This is a genomic window from Methylobacterium cerastii (assembly GCF_022179125.1).
GTDB classification, from domain to species: domain Bacteria; phylum Pseudomonadota; class Alphaproteobacteria; order Rhizobiales; family Beijerinckiaceae; genus Methylobacterium; species Methylobacterium cerastii.
The window spans coordinates 47,753-64,682 of sequence record NZ_BPQG01000001.1 but is presented as its reverse complement, the minus strand read 5'-3'; the positions used below and the strand labels follow the sequence as shown (position 1 = coordinate 64,682).

Annotated in this window: 14 protein-coding genes; 5 read left to right on the top strand and 9 right to left on the bottom strand. The window is 72.1% G+C overall.

Going from position 1 to position 16,930, the window contains the following annotated elements; all coding sequences use genetic code 11:
* Positions 1-17 precede the first annotated feature (17 nt).
* Both argS and MFF13_RS00290 read right to left on the bottom strand, forming a co-directional pair.
* Positions 18-1,778 (bottom strand): arginine--tRNA ligase, encoded by a 1,761-nt coding sequence (argS, locus tag MFF13_RS00295; protein ID WP_238270047.1) that lies wholly within the window; start codon positions 1,776-1,778, stop codon positions 18-20.
* A 98-nt stretch (positions 1,779-1,876) separates the two neighbouring features.
* Positions 1,877-2,353: an acyl-CoA thioesterase gene (locus tag MFF13_RS00290; protein WP_147815822.1), complete on the bottom strand. Its 477-nt coding sequence runs from the start codon at positions 2,351-2,353 to the stop codon at positions 1,877-1,879.
* A gap of 261 nt (positions 2,354-2,614) precedes the next feature.
* Between MFF13_RS00290 and rutA the strand changes: the two genes are divergently transcribed.
* Genes rutA through rutD form a run of 4 tightly spaced genes read left to right on the top strand, consistent with a single transcriptional unit; the run spans position 2,615 to position 5,693 of the window.
* Positions 2,615-3,712, top strand: coding sequence for a pyrimidine utilization protein A (gene rutA / locus MFF13_RS00285; RefSeq protein WP_147815824.1), 1,098 nt, complete (start codon positions 2,615-2,617; stop codon positions 3,710-3,712).
* Complete coding sequence (gene rutB, locus MFF13_RS00280) at positions 3,712-4,449, top strand: pyrimidine utilization protein B (protein ID WP_238270045.1); 738 nt, start codon at positions 3,712-3,714, stop codon at positions 4,447-4,449. The genes rutA and rutB overlap by 1 nt, the downstream gene beginning before the upstream one ends.
* A 24-nt stretch (positions 4,450-4,473) precedes the next feature.
* The gene (gene rutC / locus MFF13_RS00275; RefSeq protein WP_238270042.1) at positions 4,474-4,893 is read left to right on the top strand and encodes a pyrimidine utilization protein C; all 420 of its coding nucleotides are present in this window, start codon (positions 4,474-4,476) and stop codon (positions 4,891-4,893) included.
* Positions 4,893-5,693, top strand: a complete 801-nt coding sequence (rutD, locus tag MFF13_RS00270) for a pyrimidine utilization protein D (protein WP_238270040.1) — start codon at positions 4,893-4,895, stop codon at positions 5,691-5,693. The genes rutC and rutD overlap by 1 nt, the downstream gene beginning before the upstream one ends.
* A 233-nt stretch (positions 5,694-5,926) precedes the next feature.
* Here the strand turns inward: rutD and MFF13_RS00265 are convergent, their stop codons facing one another.
* Entirely contained in the window at positions 5,927-7,732 is a 1,806-nt protein-coding gene (locus tag MFF13_RS00265; protein WP_238270038.1) for an adenine deaminase C-terminal domain-containing protein, read from the bottom strand.
* Between the two features lie 113 nt (positions 7,733-7,845).
* Here MFF13_RS00265 and hydA point away from each other — a divergent pair, with 113 nt between their 5' ends.
* Positions 7,846-9,255, top strand: a complete 1,410-nt coding sequence (gene hydA / locus MFF13_RS00260; protein WP_238270036.1) for a dihydropyrimidinase — start codon at positions 7,846-7,848, stop codon at positions 9,253-9,255.
* Between the two features lie 3 nt (positions 9,256-9,258).
* On the opposite strand, the gene MFF13_RS00255 is transcribed toward hydA, so the two are convergent.
* From MFF13_RS00255 to MFF13_RS00230, 6 genes are read right to left on the bottom strand one after another with little or no spacing between them, the layout of a single operon-like run.
* Positions 9,259-12,138: a molybdopterin-dependent oxidoreductase gene (locus MFF13_RS00255; RefSeq protein WP_238270034.1), complete on the bottom strand. Its 2,880-nt coding sequence runs from the start codon at positions 12,136-12,138 to the stop codon at positions 9,259-9,261.
* Positions 12,135-12,956 carry an FAD binding domain-containing protein gene (locus MFF13_RS00250; protein WP_238270104.1) on the bottom strand — a complete coding sequence of 274 codons (822 nt, stop codon included), beginning with the start codon at positions 12,954-12,956 and terminating at the stop codon, positions 12,135-12,137. The genes MFF13_RS00255 and MFF13_RS00250 overlap by 4 nt, the downstream gene beginning before the upstream one ends.
* Before the next feature lie 56 nt (positions 12,957-13,012).
* The gene (locus MFF13_RS00245) at positions 13,013-14,032 is read right to left on the bottom strand and encodes a 5-oxoprolinase subunit C family protein (protein ID WP_238270032.1); all 1,020 of its coding nucleotides are present in this window, start codon (positions 14,030-14,032) and stop codon (positions 13,013-13,015) included.
* On the bottom strand, positions 14,029-14,784 hold the full coding sequence (locus tag MFF13_RS00240; RefSeq protein WP_238270030.1) for a 5-oxoprolinase subunit B family protein: 756 nt from the start codon (positions 14,782-14,784) through the stop codon (positions 14,029-14,031). Before MFF13_RS00240 ends, MFF13_RS00245 begins: the two co-directional genes overlap by 4 nt.
* 4 nt (positions 14,785-14,788) lie before the next feature.
* Complete coding sequence (locus tag MFF13_RS00235; protein WP_238270028.1) at positions 14,789-15,550, bottom strand: 5-oxoprolinase subunit PxpA; 762 nt, start codon at positions 15,548-15,550, stop codon at positions 14,789-14,791.
* 26 nt (positions 15,551-15,576) lie between these two features.
* The gene (locus tag MFF13_RS00230; protein WP_238270026.1) at positions 15,577-16,845 is read right to left on the bottom strand and encodes an MFS transporter; all 1,269 of its coding nucleotides are present in this window, start codon (positions 16,843-16,845) and stop codon (positions 15,577-15,579) included.
* Positions 16,846-16,930 lie beyond the last annotated feature (85 nt).

The following is a 16,930-nucleotide window of genomic DNA, read 5'->3' as shown; positions in this document are numbered from 1 at the left end:
CTTTTACGGGGGCGCACTCACCGCATCGCGTCCGGAGCGCTCACGCCGAGGACGGCGAGACCGGATGCCAAGACGCCTCGCAGCGCCTCGATCAGCGCTAGCCTCGCCCGAGTTGACTTTCGGTCGGTTGGATTAACAAACCGTAATTGCGGCAAGTCTTTGCCCTTGTTCCAGAAACTATGAAGGCTACTCGCCGTCTCGTAGAGATGGAAGGCGATCCGGTGCGGTTCGTGCGCTGCGGCGGCCGCCTCCAGCACCCGCGGGTACTGCGCGATCAGCCGCAGCATCTCGGCCTCGCCCGCATCCGACAGGAGCGCGAAATCCGCGTCCGCGAGCCCGGCAGCGTCCGCGGGGTCGAAGTCGGGAAACGCCTCGCGCGCCTGCCGCTGCACCGAGCGGATGCGGGCGTGGGCGTACTGGACGTAGAAGACCGGGTTGTCCTTGGACTGCTCGACCACCTTGGCGAGGTCGAAGTCGAGGGTCGCGTCGTTCTTGCGGTAGAGCATCATGAAGCGGATCGCGTCGCGGCCGACCTCGTCGATGACCTCGCGGAGCGTCACGAACTCGCCCGAGCGTTTGCTCATCTTCACCGGCTCGCCCGCGCGCAACAGCCGCACCAGCTGGCACAGCTTCACGTCGAGGCTCGCCTTGCCGTCGGTGACGGCCTTCACCGCCGCCTGCATGCGCTTGACGTAGCCGCCGTGGTCGGCGCCGAGCACGTCGATCAGCTCGGTGGCGCCGGCGAGGTACTTGGCCTGGTGGTAGGCGATGTCGGAGGCGAAGTAGGTGTAGGAGCCGTCCGACTTCAGCAGCGGCCGGTCGGTGTCGTCGCCGAAGTCCCTCGTGCGGAACAGGGTCTGCTCGCGGTCCTCCCAATCCTCCGGCACCTGGCCCTTGGGCGGCGGCAGGCGGCCCTCGTAGACGAGCCCCTTCTCGCGCAGCTCCGCGAGCAGCGTTGCGACGGCGCCGCCGCCCTCCCCCTGCAGGGTGCGCTCGGAGAAGAACACGTCGTGGTGGATGCCGATCGCGGCGAGGTCCCCGCGGATCATCTCCATCATCTCGGCGATGGCGGTCTCGCGCACCACCGGCAGCCATTCGGAGTCCGGCTTTTCGAGCAGCGCGCGGCCGTGGGTCTCGGCCAGCGCCTGCCCGACCGGCACGAGGTAGTCGCCGGGATAGAGACCCTCGGGGATCGCGCCGACCGTTTCGCCCAGCGCCTCGCGGTAGCGCAGGTAGGCGGAGCGGGCAAGCACGTCGACCTGCGCGCCCGCGTCGTTGATGTAGTACTCGCGCGTCACCTGCCGGCCGGCGGCGACCAGGAGGTTCGCCAGCGCGTCGCCGAACACCGCCCCGCGCCCGTGCCCGACATGCATCGGGCCGGTGGGGTTGGCCGAGACGTACTCGATGTTGACCGGCCCGCCGGCCATGTGCCCGCGCCCGTAGCCGGCGGGATCGGCCAGCACGCCGCGCAGCACGTCGTGGAAGACGGCCGGCGCCAGCCGCAGGTTAATGAAGCCGGGGCCGGCGACCGCGGCCTCGACCACGCGCGGGTCCTGGCGCAGCTCGGCGGCCAGCGCCTCGCCGAGCGCCTTCGGGTTGGTCTTGGCCTCCTTGGCGAGCACCAGGGCGGCGTTCGTCGCGAGGTCGCCGTGGCTCGCGTCGCGCGGCGGCTCGACCACGACCCGGGCAAGGTCGAGGCCCTCGGGAAGCGTCCCGCCGCGGACCAGCGCCTCGACGGCCTCACGCACGCGCGCCTCGAACAGGGCGAAGATGTTCATGATCGTGGTCAACCCGCTCGCGCCGACGGCCGGACGGGCCGGCGGCGCCTCATCCCCGCGCCATAGCAAGGGGGGGCGGAGGTGTCACGGCGGAGGTGTCACGGCGAAGCGGGCCGCGTCCAGCCTTCGAGGACGCTGCGCAACGGCTCCGGCAGCGGCACCGGGCGGCGGGTGGCGCGGTCGACGTAGACGTGGACGAAGAAGCCTTCCGCCGACGCCGCATCCGCGTCGCCGCGGAACAGGCCGATCTCGTAGCGCACGCTCGACCTTCCGATCCGCGCCACGCGCACCCCTGCGGTCACGCGATCGGGGAAGGCGAGCGGCGCGTGGTAGCGGCAGCCGGTCTCGACCACGAGGCCGATCACCGGGGATCGTGCGATGTCGAGGGCGCCGGCCTCGACCAGCAGGCCGTTCACCGCCGTGTCGAAGAAGGCGTAGTAGACCACGTTGTTGACGTGCCCGTAGACGTCGTTGTCGGCCCAGCGCGTGGTGATCGGCACGTGGCGCGGGTAGGCGGCGCGGGAGCCGGCGGCCTCGCGCGGCGGGCTGGCGTTCGGGGCAAGCGTCTCGCGCATCGCGTCGTCCCTCGCGGAAGAGATCCGGAGCCCGGTCTACCAGATCGAAGACCGCGTTTCGCCGGCCCGATCCGCTGCGATTTCGCTTCCCGGCTGGGCGGATCGCGCGCATCGCCTGGGCAACCCGCGGAGATTTTGTGCAGAGGCCCGTCGGCGGTTTGACGGGCCGATTCGAGCCGCTACCGTTCCCGTCTTCCGGCCCGCCGCGGGCGGCGCGGCTCGCGTTCGGAGAGGTGGCCGATGAACGAACCCGCCGCGGCGATGAACGTCGGGGTCTTCATCCCGATCGGCAACAACGGCTGGCTGATCTCGGAGAACGCGCCGCAATACAAGCCGAGCTTCGCCCTCAACAAGGCGGTCACGCTGAAGGCCGAGGGCTACGGGCTCGACTTCGCCCTGTCGATGATCAAGCTGCGCGGCTTCGGCGGCAAGACCGAGTTCTGGGACCACAACCTCGAATCGTTCACGCTGATGGCCGGGCTCGCCGCCGTCACCTCCAAGATCAAGCTGTACGCCACGGCGCCGACCCTGTGCTTCCCGCCCGCGATCACCGCGCGGATGGCCGCCACCATCGACTCGATCTCCGGCGGGCGCTTCGGCCTCAACCTGATCACCGGCTGGCAGAAGCCGGAATATTCGCAGATGGGCCTCTGGCCCGGCGACGCGTTCTTCGCCGACCGGTACCGGTACCTCTCCGAATACGCGCAAATCCTGCGCGAGCTCTGGGAGACAGGGCGCAGCGACCTCAAGGGCACGTACTTCCAGATGGACGATTGCCGCCTGAGCCCGCGACCGCAGGCGCCGATGAAGCTGATCTGCGCCGGCCAGAGCGAGGCCGGCATGGCCTTCACCGCCACCTACGCCGACTACAACTTCTGCTTCGGCAAGGGTGTGAACACCCCCACCGCCTTCGCGCCGACCGTCGCGCGCCTTGAGGCCGCCAAGGCGAAGACCGGTCGCGACGTGTCCTCCTACGTGCTGTTCATGGTGATCTCGGACGAGACCGACGCCGCCGCCCACGCCAAGTGGGAGCACTACAAGGCGGGGGCCGACCAGGAGGCCATCGCCTGGCTCGGCGTGCAGGGCGCGGCCGACACCAAGTCGGGCGCCGACACCAACGTGCGCCAGATGGCCGACCCGACCTCGGCGGTGAACATCAACATGGGCACCCTCGTCGGCTCGTTCGAGAGCGTGGCGCGGATGCTCGACGACGTGATGACCGTGCCCGGCACCGGCGGGGTGCTGCTGGTGTTCGACGACTTCCTGAAAGGGCTCGACGATTTCGGGCAGAAGATCCAGCCGCTGATGCGGACCCGCCGGCACGTCGCTTCGGCGGCGCCCCTGTCCGAGGTCGCGTGATGGAGGCGCCCGCCGGATATCGCGACCCGGCCGGCCGCTTCGGCGGCGTGACGCTGCCGGCGCGCCCCGAGCCGATCGCCTTCGCGCCCGAGGCGACCGCGCTCATCGTCGTGGACATGCAGAACGCCTACGCGACCAAGGGCGGCTACCTGGATCTGGCCGGCTTCGACGTCTCGCAGACCGGTCCGGTGATCGGCCGCATCGCCGCCGCGGTCGCCGCCGCGCGGGCGGCCGGCATCGTCGTGCTGTGGTTCCAGAACGGATGGGACGCGGACTACGTCGAGGCCGGGGGGCCGGGCTCGCCGAACTGGCACAAGTCGAACGCGCTGAAGACGATGCGGCGGCAGCCGGGGCTGAACAGCCGGCTGCTCACCCGCGGCACCTGGGATTACGATCTGGTCGACGCGCTCGAGCCGCAGCCCGGCGACATCGTCATGGGCAAGCCCCGTTACAGCGGCTTCTACAACACCGCGCTCGACAGCACCCTGCGGGCGCGGGGCATCCGCACGCTGGTCTTCACCGGCATCGCCACCAACGTCTGCGTGGAATCGACCCTGCGCGACGGGTTCTTCCTCGAATATTTCGGCATCGTGCTCGCCGACGCCACCCACCAGGCCGGCCCGCCGAGCCTGCAGGAGGGCGCGCTCCTCAACATCGAGACCTTCTTCGGCTGGGTCTCGGACGTGGCCGCCTTCGAGACCGCCCTGTCGGCCAGGGACGCCATTGCCGCCGAATAGACCCGAACACAGAGTCCCAAAGAAATGCCCAAGACCGTCGTGATCCCGCCCGGCACCGGCAAGCCGCTGGCGCCCTACGTCCCCGGTACGCTCGCGGACGGCGTGCTCTACGTCTCCGGCACCCTGCCGCTCGACGCCGACGCCAACGTCGTCCACGTCGGCGACGCCGCCGCCCAGACGCGTCACGTGCTGGAGACGATCAAGGGCGTCGTGACGGCCGCCGGCGGCACCATGGACGACGTGACCTTCAACCACGTCTTCCTCAAAGACTGGGCCGACTACGCCGCGATCAACGCGGTCTACGCCGAGTACTTCCCCGGCGAGAAGCCGGCGCGCTACTGCATCCAGTGCGGGCTGGTGAAGCCGGACGCCCTGGTGGAGATCGCCTCGGTGGCGCATGTCGGCCACCCGGTCGGCGCGCTCGCCGTCGACACCTCGGTCTGATGCCGGTCCACCACGACGTCGCGGGCGACGGCGCGCGCACCGTCCTGCTCTCCCCGGGGCTCGGCGGGATGGCGGGCTACTTCGCGCCGCAGATGCCCGCTTTGGTCCCGCACTTCCGGGTCCTGACCTACGACCACCGCGGCACCGGCCGCTCGAAGGGCGCGCTCGAGCCCGGCCACGACATCGCGGCGATGGCCGAGGACGCGCTGGCCGTCCTCGACGCCACCGGAACCGAGACCGCGGACGTGGTCGGGCACGCGCTCGGCGGGCTGATCGCCCTGCAACTGGCGCTGGCCCACCCCACCCGCGTCGGGCGCGTCGTCGTCGTCAACGGCTGGGACGCGATCGATTCCGCGACGCTGCGGTGCTTTTCCGCCCGCAAGGCGCTCCTGAACCAGGCCGGCCCGGAGGCCTTCGTCCGGGCGCAGGCGATCTTCCTCTATCCGGCCCCGTGGCTCTCCGAGAACGCCACGCGGGTCGCGTCGGACGAGGCGCATGCGCTGGCGCATTTCCCCGGCCCCGAGACGGTGCTCGCGCGGATCGCCGCGCTGGAGCGCTTCACGCTCGAAGGCCGGCTCGGCGCGATCCCGCACGAGACCCTGGTGATGGCGGCCCGCGACGACGTGCTGGTGCCCTACACCGCCTCCGAACGCCTCGCCGCCGGCCTCGCCAACGCCCGCCTCGACCTCGTGCCGGAGGGCGGCCACGCCCACAGCGTCACGCGCGCCGAAGCGTTCAACCGGACGCTGCTCGATTTCCTGGGTCGAGTGCGGGTCACCGCGATGTCCGATCTTCGATGACGGCCGCACCCGTTTTCCCGGACGGGTGAAGCGTCAGCGGAACCCGATCCGGGACCCAGCGGACAAGGGTCGCGAAGCGTCGGAAACCCTTGCGCCGTTCGTCAGCCTTGCGCCGTTCGTATCGAGCCGCTGGCGCGGCCCTTCCTTCTGCTGGTTCCCGGATCGCCTTCCGCTGACGCTCCAGGCGTCCGGGAAAACGGCGTGCCGGCGAAGGGCGTGGGCTCGACGCCCACTCAGGCCGGCTCGAACAGCGGCACCTGACGCATCTCCGGCACCAGCACCAAGCCCTTGTCGGTGATGCGGATCTGAGGGATCACCGAGAGCGGAATCAGGTTGAAGCCCATATAGGGGATGGTGCAGCCGGCCCGCTCCCAGGCGACCTTGAGGGCGCGGACCCCCTCGGCGACGGCGCCGACGCGCTTGTCCGAGAGAAGGCCGGCCACCGGCAGCGGCACCATCGCGACGACCGCGCCGTCCTCGACGACGCAGACCCCGCCCTGATGCGCCGCGACGGCCTCGACCGCGACGCGCATGTCGGCCTCGTTCAGCCCGGCGACGATCAGGTTGTGCGAATCGTGGCCGACGCTGCTCGCCACCGCGCCCCGCTTCAGCCCGAAGGCCCGCAGCAGCCCGTGCGCCGCGTGGCCGCCGAGTCCGTGCCGCTCCACCACGGCGACGTGGCACAGGTCGTGTCCCGCGAGCGTCGCCGCCCAGTCCCCAGCGGGGTTCAGGGCCACGCGCTCGTGCATGAGCTCGATGCCCGGCAGGGTCGTGCGGATCGCGTTGACGGTGCAGGGCGCCGAAGGCAGTGCCGGGACCAGGTCCGGCAGGACGGTGGGCAGATGGACGGTGGCGTAGGCCCGGGCCGGGTAGCGGTAGGGACGCGACAGGGCCGCGTCGAGGCGGGGTGTGACCGTGCGGTTCTCGACCACCAGCTCGCCGCCGTACCAGGTCGATTGCGGCACGAGGTCGTCGTCCAGCAGAACGAGGTCGGCCCGGCGGCCGCCGCCGAGGCCTCCGATCTCGCCGTCGAGGCCGTAGCGGGTCGCGGGGTGCAGCGAGCCCATCGACCAGGCCGCGGGCTTCGGGATGCCCATCCGCACCGCCTCCCGCACCACCCAGTCGAGCCCGTAGGCGAGGAGGTCTTCCGCGTCGCGGTCGTCGGTGCAGCAGCAGACCCGCTTGCCTGCGGCACCGTAGTCGATGACCGTACCGATCGCCTTCGGCAGCGAGTGCCACGGGGTGGTGGGCGGCCCGCCGCGCAGGAAAATCCAGACGCCGGCGTCGAGCAGGTCGTCGGCGATGTCGCGGTCGATCGCCTCGTGGGTGTCGGTGACGCCGGACGCGGCGTAGGCCGCGACGAAGTCCCGGCCGTAGATGTGGCCCGAGACCGGGCGCCCGCGCGACAGCGAGGCCGCGATGATCGCGTGCGCGCGCGGGTCGCCCTCCGCCACCGCGACGAAGTCCATCTTCTCGCCCAAGCCCACGGCCTCGGGCCAAGCGTCGAACAGGGCGGCGATCTTCTCGGCGGTGAGGTCGCCGCCCGCGGTCTCCAGCTCCGGCCGCGTCGCCGGCACCGTGCTCGGCACCGTGAGGTAGATGTTGAGCGGGGCCTCGCGGGCATCCTCCAGCATCCAGGCGACGCCGTCGGCATCAAGCACGTTGCCGATCTCGTGGCTGTCGCAGACGATCGTCGTCGTGCCGTTGAGCAACGCGGCCTCCGCGTAGGCGCAGGCGGTGACCATGCTGCTCTCGATGTGCAGGTGCGGGTCGACGAGGCCCGACGCGATCAGGCCGCCGCCCGCATCGAACCGCGCTGCGCCGCCGCGATGGCTGCCGGCGGGCTTCACCGCCGCGATGCGGCCGCCCGCGACCCAGATCTCGCGCTCGGGCAGGATGCGGTCGGAATAGGTCGAGAGTACCCGCGCGCCTGCGATCACCAGATCGGGCTCGGCCCGGCCCGACGCCACGTCGGCCAGGCGGCGCGTCATCGTCGCCAGCGGCGCGACGGAGAAGCGGTTCAGCGGGCTTTGGGACATCGGGGCTCCCGGATCGGTCTTCGGCGGATGCGGGCTACCGGGGCACGCATCGTGCCAGGGCCTTGCGGACCGGCCCGCCTCATCAGGGTCCACGGACGAGGCTACGAAGGACAATGCCTGAATTCGACCTCGCGATCCGCGGCGGCACCGTCGTCACCGCCGCCGACACGCTCCGCGCCGAGATCGGCATCCGCGACGGCCGCATCGTCACTGTCGCCGAGCGGGTGGCGGACGCCGCCCGCACCGTCGATGCGTCCGGCCTCTTGGTGCTGCCGGGCGGCATCGACAGCCACGTCCACATCGCGCAGCCCTCCGGCCCCGGCATCGTCATGGCCGACGACTTCGCGTCGGCGACCCGCGCCGCGGCGGCCGGCGGCAACACCTGCGTGATGCCGTTCGCGCTGCAGCCGCGGGGCGCGTCCCTGCGCGAGGCGGCCGAGGCCTATCGCGCGCTGGCCGAGGGGCAGTGCCACGTCGACGTGGCGATCCACCTGATCGTCTCGGACCCGACCGAGGCGGTGCTCGGCCAGGAGCTGCCGGCGCTGATCGCCGCCGGATACACCTCGTTCAAGGTGTTCATGACTTACGACGACCTCGTCCTGAACGACCGCCAGATCCTCGACGTGTTCGACGTGGCCCGGCGCGAGGGCGCCCGCGTGATGGTCCACGCCGAGGGCTACGACGCGATCCGCTACCTCAGCGAACGCCTGGAGAAGGCGGGCGAGACCCGGCCGTTCGGTCATGCGCTGTCGCGGCCGCAACTGGTCGAGCGCGAGGCGGCGCACCGGGCGATCAGCCACGCCGAGCTCGTCGACCTCGACATCGTCATCGTCCACGTCTCGGGCGAGCAGGCGATGGAGCAGATCGCGTGGGCGCAGGGGCGCGGCCTCAAGATTCACGCCGAGACCTGCCCGCAATACCTGACGCTCACGGCCGACGACATGAAGGGGATCGGCGACGACCCGATGTCGGGCGCGAAGTACGTCTGCTCGCCGCCCCCGCGGGACGCCGCGAGCCAGGCGGCGATCTGGTCCGGCCTGCAGCGTGGGGTGTTCGAAGTGGTCTCCTCCGACCATTGCCCGTTCCGCTACGACGACCCCGCCGGCAAGTTGAACCCGCGCGGAAAAACCTCCTTTCGCTGGATCCCGAACGGCATCCCCGGCATCGAGACCCGGTTGCCGGTTCTGTTCTCGGAGGGCGTGTCGACGGGGCGGATCACGCTGAACCAGTTCGCCGCGCTCACCGCCACGAACCACGCCAAGCTCTACGGCCTATATCTGCGCAAAGGCTCGATCGGCCCCGGCTTCGACGCCGACCTGACCCTGTGGGACCCGAACCACCGCGAGACGATCCGCCAGGCCGCCCTCCATCACGGCGCCGACTACACGCCCTGGGAAGGATTCCAGGTGACCGGCTGGCCGGTGATGACCATCGCGCGCGGTCGGGTGATCGCCGAGGATGGGCGGGTGCTGTCCGAGCCGGGCCAAGGCCGCGTCCTCGACCGGAGCCTCGCACCGGGCTGAGGCTCAACGTGTGCCGACGCTCCGAAAGATCCGGTCCGGTGCGAACGGGGTCGCGGTCAGCCGCGCGCCGGTGGCGTCGCGGATCGCGTTGGCGAGCGCCGGGGCGACCGGGTTGAACGGGCTCTCGCTCATCGACTTCGCGCCGAGCGGGCCGACGCTGTCGTGGGTGTCGGCGAACAGCACCTCCGTCGCCGGCACGTCGGCGCAGGCGGGGATGTGGTAGTTGCGGAACGTCTGCGTGGTCACGCGGCCTTCCGCGTCGAGGCGCAAGTCCTCGTAAAGCGCCGCGCCGAGCGCCTGCGCGACGCCGCCCTCGACCTGCCCGCGGCACTGCATCGGGTTGATCACCCGCCCCGCGTCGGCCGCGTGGACGCTGCGCAGGATGCGGACCTCGCCGGTGCCCGGATGCACCGCGACCCGGAACGCCTGGACGTTGAAGGCAACCGAGCGCGGCGAGCCGTCGGCCCGCCCCTCCGCTTCGAGCGGACCTTCCGCGATCAGGTCGGCCAACGCGACGCGACCGCCCGGAACGGCCACGTCGTCGGCCTCCAAACGGCAGTCGGCGGGCGCGACGCCCGCCTTCGCCGCGGCCCGGGTCAGGATCGCGCGGGCCAGCGCCTCCGCGGCGTTCAGCGTCGCGCGCCCCGCCACGACGATGCCGGTGCTGCCGTAGGCGCCCGTATCGTGGCCGACCGCGTCGGTGTCGGAGGCGCGGATGCGGATGCGGTCCGGCGTGGTGCCGAGCGCCGCGGCTGCGATCTGCGCATGCACGGTGGTGGTGCCGTTGCCGAACTCGGCGGTGCCGACGGACAGTTCGTAGACGGTGCCGCCGGAAGGGGCGCCATCACCGCGACGGGCCCCCCCTCCCGTGCGGGAGAGGGTTGGGGTGAGGGATGAGACCATGCCGGAGAGGTCACGCCCCTCACCCCGTCCCTCTCCCCGTGGGAGAGGGGACCGGCGATCGCTTGCGTCCCCGCGCAGCCCAATCCGCGCATCCGAAAAATGCCCGCGCGGCGGGATCGTGTCGATCATCGCCATCGCCATGCCCTCGCCGACGCGCCAGCCCTCCGGGGCCGGGTCGCCGGAAGGCGTTGCCATCGCCCGCTCGGCGAGGTCGAGGCACTGGTCGAGGCCGTAGCTGCCGTATTCGACGTCGTGCGGTTCGAGGCTCGTCGAAACCATGGGGTCGCCGGGCCGCACCGCGTTGCGGCGGCGCATCGCGTAGGGGTCGAGGCCGAGGTCGCGGGCGAGCTCGTCCAGCGCCGATTCGACGGCGAAGATCGTCTGGCTGAGGCCGTAGCCGCGGAAGGCCCCGGCCGGCAGGGTGTGGGTGTAGACGGCGTAGCCGTCGACGCGCTTGTTCGGGCAGCGGTAGGCACCGATCACCTCGTTGGTGCCGTGGTGGAGCACGCCGCCGGCATGGTTGCCGTAGGCGCCGGTGTTCGAGACCACGTCGAGCTGGATCGCGGTCAGCGTGCCGTCGGCCTTCGCGCCGAGCTTCACCCGGACGCGCATCGGGTGGCGGGTGGTGGTGGCGACGAACTGCTCCTGGCGGGTGAACTCCCACTTCACCGGGCGCCCGGTGCGGAGCACCGCCAGCGCGACCAGGTCCTCGGTGAGCATCTCCTGCTTGCCGCCGAATCCGCCGCCGACCCGGCCCGCCACCACCCGCACCTGCGACCGGTCGAGGCCGAACAGGGTGCAGAGCGCGTCGCGGGTCAGGAACGGCACCTGCGTCGAGGAGCGGATCACGAGGCGGCCGTCGGGATCGCGCCAGCCGATCGCGCCGTGGGTCTCGAGGTGGGCGTGCTGCACGCGTTGCGAGCGGTAGGTGCCCTCGTAGACGCGATCCGCTTCGGCGAACCCCGCCTCGACGTCGCCGACCAAGCCGTGCGCCTCGGCCGCGAGGTTCGCGCGGGCTTCTAGCGGCGGCGCGTCCGCGCCCGCCGGGACGGCGGCGTGGACGCGCGGCGCGTCGGGCCGCATCGCCTCATCCGGGTCGAACACCGCCGGCAATGGCGCATAGTCGACCTTGAGCGCCCGCACGCCGGCCTCGGCCGCGGCTTCGGTCTCGGCGACCACCGCGGCGACGCGCTGGCCGACGAAGCGCACCACGTCGTCGAGCACGCGGGTGTCGGCCGCGTCGTCGGCCGGGTTCTCGTGGCGGCCGGTGGAGAAGCGCGCCTCCGGCACGTCCGCATGGGTGAAGATCGCGACGATCCCGGGCAGCGCCAGGGCGGCCGCGCGGTCGATCGCGACGATCCGCGCATGCGGATGCTCGGAGCGCAGCACCTTCATGTGCAGCAGGCCCGGCATCGCCAGGTCGAAGGTGTAGGCGGCGCGCCCCGAGACCACGTCAGGCGCTGCGGGCGCGGGCACGCTGCGGCCGATCGGGTCGCGCAAGCTCGCCGCCTCGGCGGAGGCGATGCCGGCGATGGCGTCGCGGATGGCGCGGTAGCCGGTGCAGCGGCAGAGGTTGCCCTTCAGCGCCGTGCCAAGGTCGCGCTTCTGGCCCTGGTCGAGGGCCGCCGCCGTCATGATCATGCCCGGCGTGCAGAACCCGCACTGGAAGCCCTGCGCCGCGACGAAGGCCGCCTGCATCGGGTGCAGGGCGTCGGGCGCCCGATCCAATGCCCCCTGCCCCGGCTGGCACGGGCCGGACAGGCCCTCGATGGTGGTGACCTCGCGCCCTCCGGCCCGGAACGCCGGCAGGAGACAGCTGTGGATCGGCTCGCCGTCGAGGTGGACCGTGCAGGCGCCGCAATCGCCGGCGTCGCACCCCTTCTTGACGCCGAACCAGCCGCGCTCGCGCAGCAGGGTGCGCAGGCACTGGCCGGGGCGCGGGGCGACCTCCTCGGCGTGGCCGTTGACGACGATCCTCATGCGGCGTCCCCGAGTTCGGCTCGGATCTCCTCGGCGAGCAGGCCGGTGACGTGGCGCCGCCAGTCCGGCGCGCCGTGCACGTCGTCGTACCAGAGCGCGTCGTCGATTCCCGCGGCGATGGCGTCGGCGAGGTCGTCCGCGCCCGGCGATCTCGGGAAGGCGAGGCGCACCGGGCGGCGGGTGGCGGCCGTGACGGTGAGGGCGAACGTGCCGTCGGCGTCCCGCGTCCCGATCAGCAGGGCGCCGGAGCGGCCGTTCGGGCTGAGCGAGATCCGGCGGAAGGCCGTGCGCCGCCGCAAGGCCGCCGCCGGCATGTCGAGGCGCAGCAGGACTTCGTCCGGGGCGAGCGCGGTCGTCTGCGGCCCGAGCACGAAGTCGGCCACCGCCTTGCGACGCTCGCCGCCCGCGCCGGTGCGGATGGTGCAGACGCCGTCCAGCGCCACGCCGAGTGCGATGATCGGCCCGGCAGGCAAGGCGAGGCAGAGGTTGCCGCCGACCGTGGCCCGGTTCCAGATCTTGAACGAGCCGAGCAGCGCCCGGCAGCATTGCCCGACCAGCGGCGCGGCGATCCAGGCCCGCGGCAACTCGATGCGGTCGAGGGCGGCGATGGTGCAGGTGGCCGACAGGCTCAAAGCGGCCTCGGTCGCCGCGCTCGGCGGCAGCGCCAGGCCGGTGAGGTCGATCAGCCGGGCCAGATGCGGCTGCGGCTCAGAGAACAGCCAGGTGCCGCCGGCGAGCCATGCGTCGCCCGGGCGCCAGCCCGGCAGCGCACCGGGCTCCCGCGGCGTCAGGACGGAGGTGATCGTGTCGAGATCCATGTCGCCGTGCCCAAGCAAGTCTTCGTCCAACCGCTTGCGCGGCTGGCGTCGCACCATCACCCCTTCGCGTCGATCACGCCGCCCACGAGGTTGAGGCCGAGCAGCAGCTCGGACGGGAACGCGGTACGGATCACCGGCTCCGTTTGGATGTCGGGGACGAGGCAGGCGGCCTCCGCCCGGCGGGCGGCGACGGCCTCGGCGACCGAGACGGCGGAGAAGCGCAGCCGCGCGCCGGCCTGGGCCTGCGCCAGCCGCCCGAGGTCGGGGCCGATCACGGTCGCGATCTTCGGGTAGCCGCCGGTCGACTGGCGGTCGGCCATCAGCACGATCGGCAGGCCCTCGCCCGGCACCTGGATCGCGCCCATGGCGATGCCGTCCGAAACGATGTCGTGGCCGCGCGCATGGGTCAGGCGCGGGCCGTCGAGGAAGTAGGCCATGCGGTCGCCTCGCCCGCCGACCGTCCACGGGCCGGCGAGGAAGGCTGCGATCTGGTCCGGCGCGAAGGCGTCATCCTGCGGTCCGAGCACGACGCGGATCACCTCCGCCGGCCGGTCGAGCCAGGGCGCGACCAGGGCCTGCGCATCGCCGGCGCCGGCGCGGGCCTCCTCGACGGCGAGCCTGTCGCCGGCCGCGAGCGCACGCCCGTCGAGCCCGCCGAGGCCGGACCGGGTGTGGGTCGCGGTCGAGCCGAGCGTCGGCGCGACGGCGACCCGGCCGCATACGGCGATGTAGCACCAGGCGCCGCCCGCGCCCGCCCGCACGGCGAGCGTCCGGCCCGGCTCCAAGGTCAGCGCGACGGACGCCGGAAGCGCCTGACCGTCGAGGGCGACGCGAAAGCCCGTGCTCGCCAGGACGAGGCCGAGTGGACCGCCCTCCGCCGCGACGGTGATGCCGCCGGTCGAGACCTCGATCGCGGTCGCGCCTTCCGGGTTGCCGGCGGCGAGGTTGGCGGTGGCGAAGGCGAGCGGGTCCATCGGCCCGGCGGCGGTGATGCCGTAGCGCAGGTATCCGTGGCGGCCGGCATCCTGGAGCGTGACGCTCGGGCCGGCGGCGAGGATCGCGAGGTGCGGGCTCACGGCGTGGCCTCCTCGGCGAAGGACTCGCGCCGGGCCACGACCTCGCCCGCGGCGGCGCGTCGTTCCAGGGCGGCATAGGTCGCGGCGTCGACCGGCTCGAAGCGGATGCGGTCGCCGGCCGCGACCGGGAAGGTCTCGTCGCGCTCCGGCGCGTAGAGGCGGGCGGGCGTCCGCGCGATCACGTACCAGCCGGTCGGCATCGGCACGGTCCCGACCGCGGCCAGGCCGCCGCCGACCAGCAGGGCGTTGGCCGGATGCGGCGGCCGGGGCTTGGCTCGGCGCGGCACCGCGAGCGCTTTCGGCAGGCCGCCGAGATAGGCGAAGCCCGGCGCGAACCCGTACATGTAGACCCGGTAGGTGGCGCCCGCATGCAACGCGGCCACCCGCTCCGGCGAGAGGCCGGTGAGCGCGGCGATGGCGGCGACGTCCTCGCCGCAGGGCTCGCCGTCGCTGGTCTCGGCGTAGCAGCAGGGCAGCGTCCACAGGGTCGGCGCTGCCCGGCTCGCGTTCGCGCCGTCGGCGAGCGCCATGACGCGCCCAGCCAGTGCCTCGCGGCTCAGCACCAGCGGATCGTAGTGGATCATCAGCGAGCGGTAGGTCGGCACGGTCTCGCGGACGCCTTCGGGCGGGTCGGCGCGCAACGCCGCGTCGAGCGCCAGGACCCGGTCGTTGATCGCCGGGTCGACGGTGCTTCCGAACTCGGCGACGAGGGCCGCCTCCCCGGCATCGAGCAGGCGTAGGGTCTGCTCCACCGCCTCAGGCCCGGAACGAGGCGAGCCGGATGCCGGCGCCTTCGAGCTTTTCCCGCACGGCGCGGGCGGTGGCGACCGCATCGGCGGAATCGCCGTGGACGCAGACCGAGCGGATCGGCGTCGGCAGGCGGGTGCCCTGCGCCGTCACGATCGCGCCGGATTTCACCATCGCGAGGACGCGGCTCGCCGCCTCCTCCGCGCTCTCGATCATTGCGCCGGGTTGGCCGCGGGCGATGAGCTGCCCGTCCTCTGTGTAGCCGCGGTCGGCGAAGATCTCCTGGTGGATCTCGAGGCCCGCCGCCTCGCCGGCCGGCACCTGCGCGGTGAGGGCGATGGCGAGCAGCGCGAGGTCGCGGTCGACGGCCCGCACCGCCCGGGCGATGGCGTCGGCGACCGCGCGCTCGGCGGCGGCGAGGTTGGCGAGCGCCCCGTGCGCCTTCACGTAGGTGACGCGGTGGCCGGCGTAAGTCGCGAGCGCCTGCGCGGCCCCGACCTGGTAGGCGACGAGGCGCTCGATCTCGGGCGGGGTGAACGGCATCCGCCGCCGCCCGAAGCCCCAGAGGTCGGGGAAGCCCGGATGGGCTCCCACCGCGACGCCGTTCGCCTTCGCCCGCGCGAAAATCTCGGCCATGATCTCAGGGTCGCCCGCATGCATCCCGCAGGCGACGTTGGCCGAGGTGACGATGCCGAGCATCGCCGCGTCGTCGCCGCAGGCGTAGGCGCCGAAGCCCTCGCCGAGGTCGGAGTTCAGGTCGACGCTCGCCATGTCCGCTGCTCCCGTCCCGTCGCTGGTCACGCCGCCGCCGGCATTGTCACGGCCGGGGTCGCCCCGTCTGCGTCGAGCTCGCGGCCGGCGGTCTCGGGGAGCAGGAGGGCCGCCAGGATCACGAGGCAATAGGCGCTGGCCGCCACGACCCCGATGGCGATTCCCAGCGTCAGCGATCCGGACAGATGCGCGACCAGCGCCGGGCAAGCCGCGCCGGTGGCCCGGCCGAAATTGTAGCAGAACCCCTGGGCCGACCCCCTGACGCGGCTCGGGAACAGCTCGCTGAGGTAGGCGCCCATGCCGGAGAAGACGCCGGACAGGAAGAAGCCGAGCGGGAAGCCGAGGAACAGCATCGCCGTGTCGGTGATCGGCGCCAGGGTGTAGCCGAGCACGAGCAGGCCGGCGCAGAACCCGAACAGGATGAAGCCCTTGCGGCGGCCGATCCGGTCGGAGAGGTAGGCGCTCGTCAGGTAGCCGAGGAAGGAGCCGAAGATCAGCATCAGCAGGTAGCCACTGGTGTTGAGCACCGAGAGGTTGCGCTCGGTCTTGAGATAGGTCGGCAGCCAGGTCGTGACGGCATAGTAGCCGCCTTGCATCCCGGTGGCGAGGAGGCTCGCGAGCGCCGTCCGGCCGATGAGGTCGCGAGAGAAGATCTCCAGGAAGTTGCCCCGGTCGCCGACCGCGTGCATGGCCGAGCGGGTCTGCCGGTAGACCTCCGGATCCTCGATGTTGCGGCGGATCCAGAAGATCAGCACCGAGGGCACCGCCCCGATCCAGAACAGGATGCGCCAGCCGGACGCCGGCTCGACCAGGGCGAAGACCGCCCAGAAGGCGATGGCCGCTACCGCCCAGCCCACCGCCCAGCTCGACTGGACGAGGCCGACCGCCTTGCCGCGGTAGCGCGCCTGGATCGTCTCGGCGATCAGCACGGAGCCGACCGACCATTCGCCGCCGAAGCCGAAGCCCTGCATGGCGCGGGTGAACAGCAATTGCTCGTAGGAATGCGTGAACCCGGACAGCACCGTGAACACGGTGAACCACAGCACGGTCCCCTGCAGCACGACGACCCGCCCGTACCGATCGGCGAGGATGCCCGCGGCCCAGCCGCCCACCGCCGAGGTGACGAGCGCGGCGGTGGCGATGTTGCCGGCCTGGACCGTCGTCAGCCCCCACACGATCACCAGCGTCGGTATGAGGAAGGTGTAGATCATGTAGTCGAAGGCATCGATGCCGTATCCGGCGAAGGCGGCGGCCAGGACGCGTCTTTCCGGCGGGCTCGTGTCTTTCAACCACATGGCATTGCTCACGTTCTCGGGTGGGATCGGGTCATGTCTTCATGGTGCGTGTCGGCGCGCCGGCTCGCCGAAGCATGCGGCGGCT

Coding starts and splice junctions, on each gene's coding strand:
- argS (WP_238270047.1), bottom strand. CDS start 1,778: ATGAACATCTTCGCCCTGTTCGAGGCGCGCGTGCGTGAGGCCGTCGAG.
- MFF13_RS00290 (WP_147815822.1), bottom strand. CDS start 2,353: ATGCGCGAGACGCTTGCCCCGAACGCCAGCCCGCCGCGCGAGGCCGCC.
- rutA (WP_147815824.1), top strand. CDS start 2,615: ATGAACGTCGGGGTCTTCATCCCGATCGGCAACAACGGCTGGCTGATC.
- rutB (WP_238270045.1), top strand. CDS start 3,712: ATGGAGGCGCCCGCCGGATATCGCGACCCGGCCGGCCGCTTCGGCGGC.
- rutC (WP_238270042.1), top strand. CDS start 4,474: ATGCCCAAGACCGTCGTGATCCCGCCCGGCACCGGCAAGCCGCTGGCG.
- rutD (WP_238270040.1), top strand. CDS start 4,893: ATGCCGGTCCACCACGACGTCGCGGGCGACGGCGCGCGCACCGTCCTG.
- MFF13_RS00265 (WP_238270038.1), bottom strand. CDS start 7,732: ATGTCCCAAAGCCCGCTGAACCGCTTCTCCGTCGCGCCGCTGGCGACG.
- hydA (WP_238270036.1), top strand. CDS start 7,846: ATGCCTGAATTCGACCTCGCGATCCGCGGCGGCACCGTCGTCACCGCC.
- MFF13_RS00255 (WP_238270034.1), bottom strand. CDS start 12,138: ATGAGGATCGTCGTCAACGGCCACGCCGAGGAGGTCGCCCCGCGCCCC.
- MFF13_RS00250 (WP_238270104.1), bottom strand. CDS start 12,956: ATGGATCTCGACACGATCACCTCCGTCCTGACGCCGCGGGAGCCCGGT.
- MFF13_RS00235 (WP_238270028.1), bottom strand. CDS start 15,550: ATGGCGAGCGTCGACCTGAACTCCGACCTCGGCGAGGGCTTCGGCGCC.
- MFF13_RS00230 (WP_238270026.1), bottom strand. CDS start 16,845: ATGTGGTTGAAAGACACGAGCCCGCCGGAAAGACGCGTCCTGGCCGCC.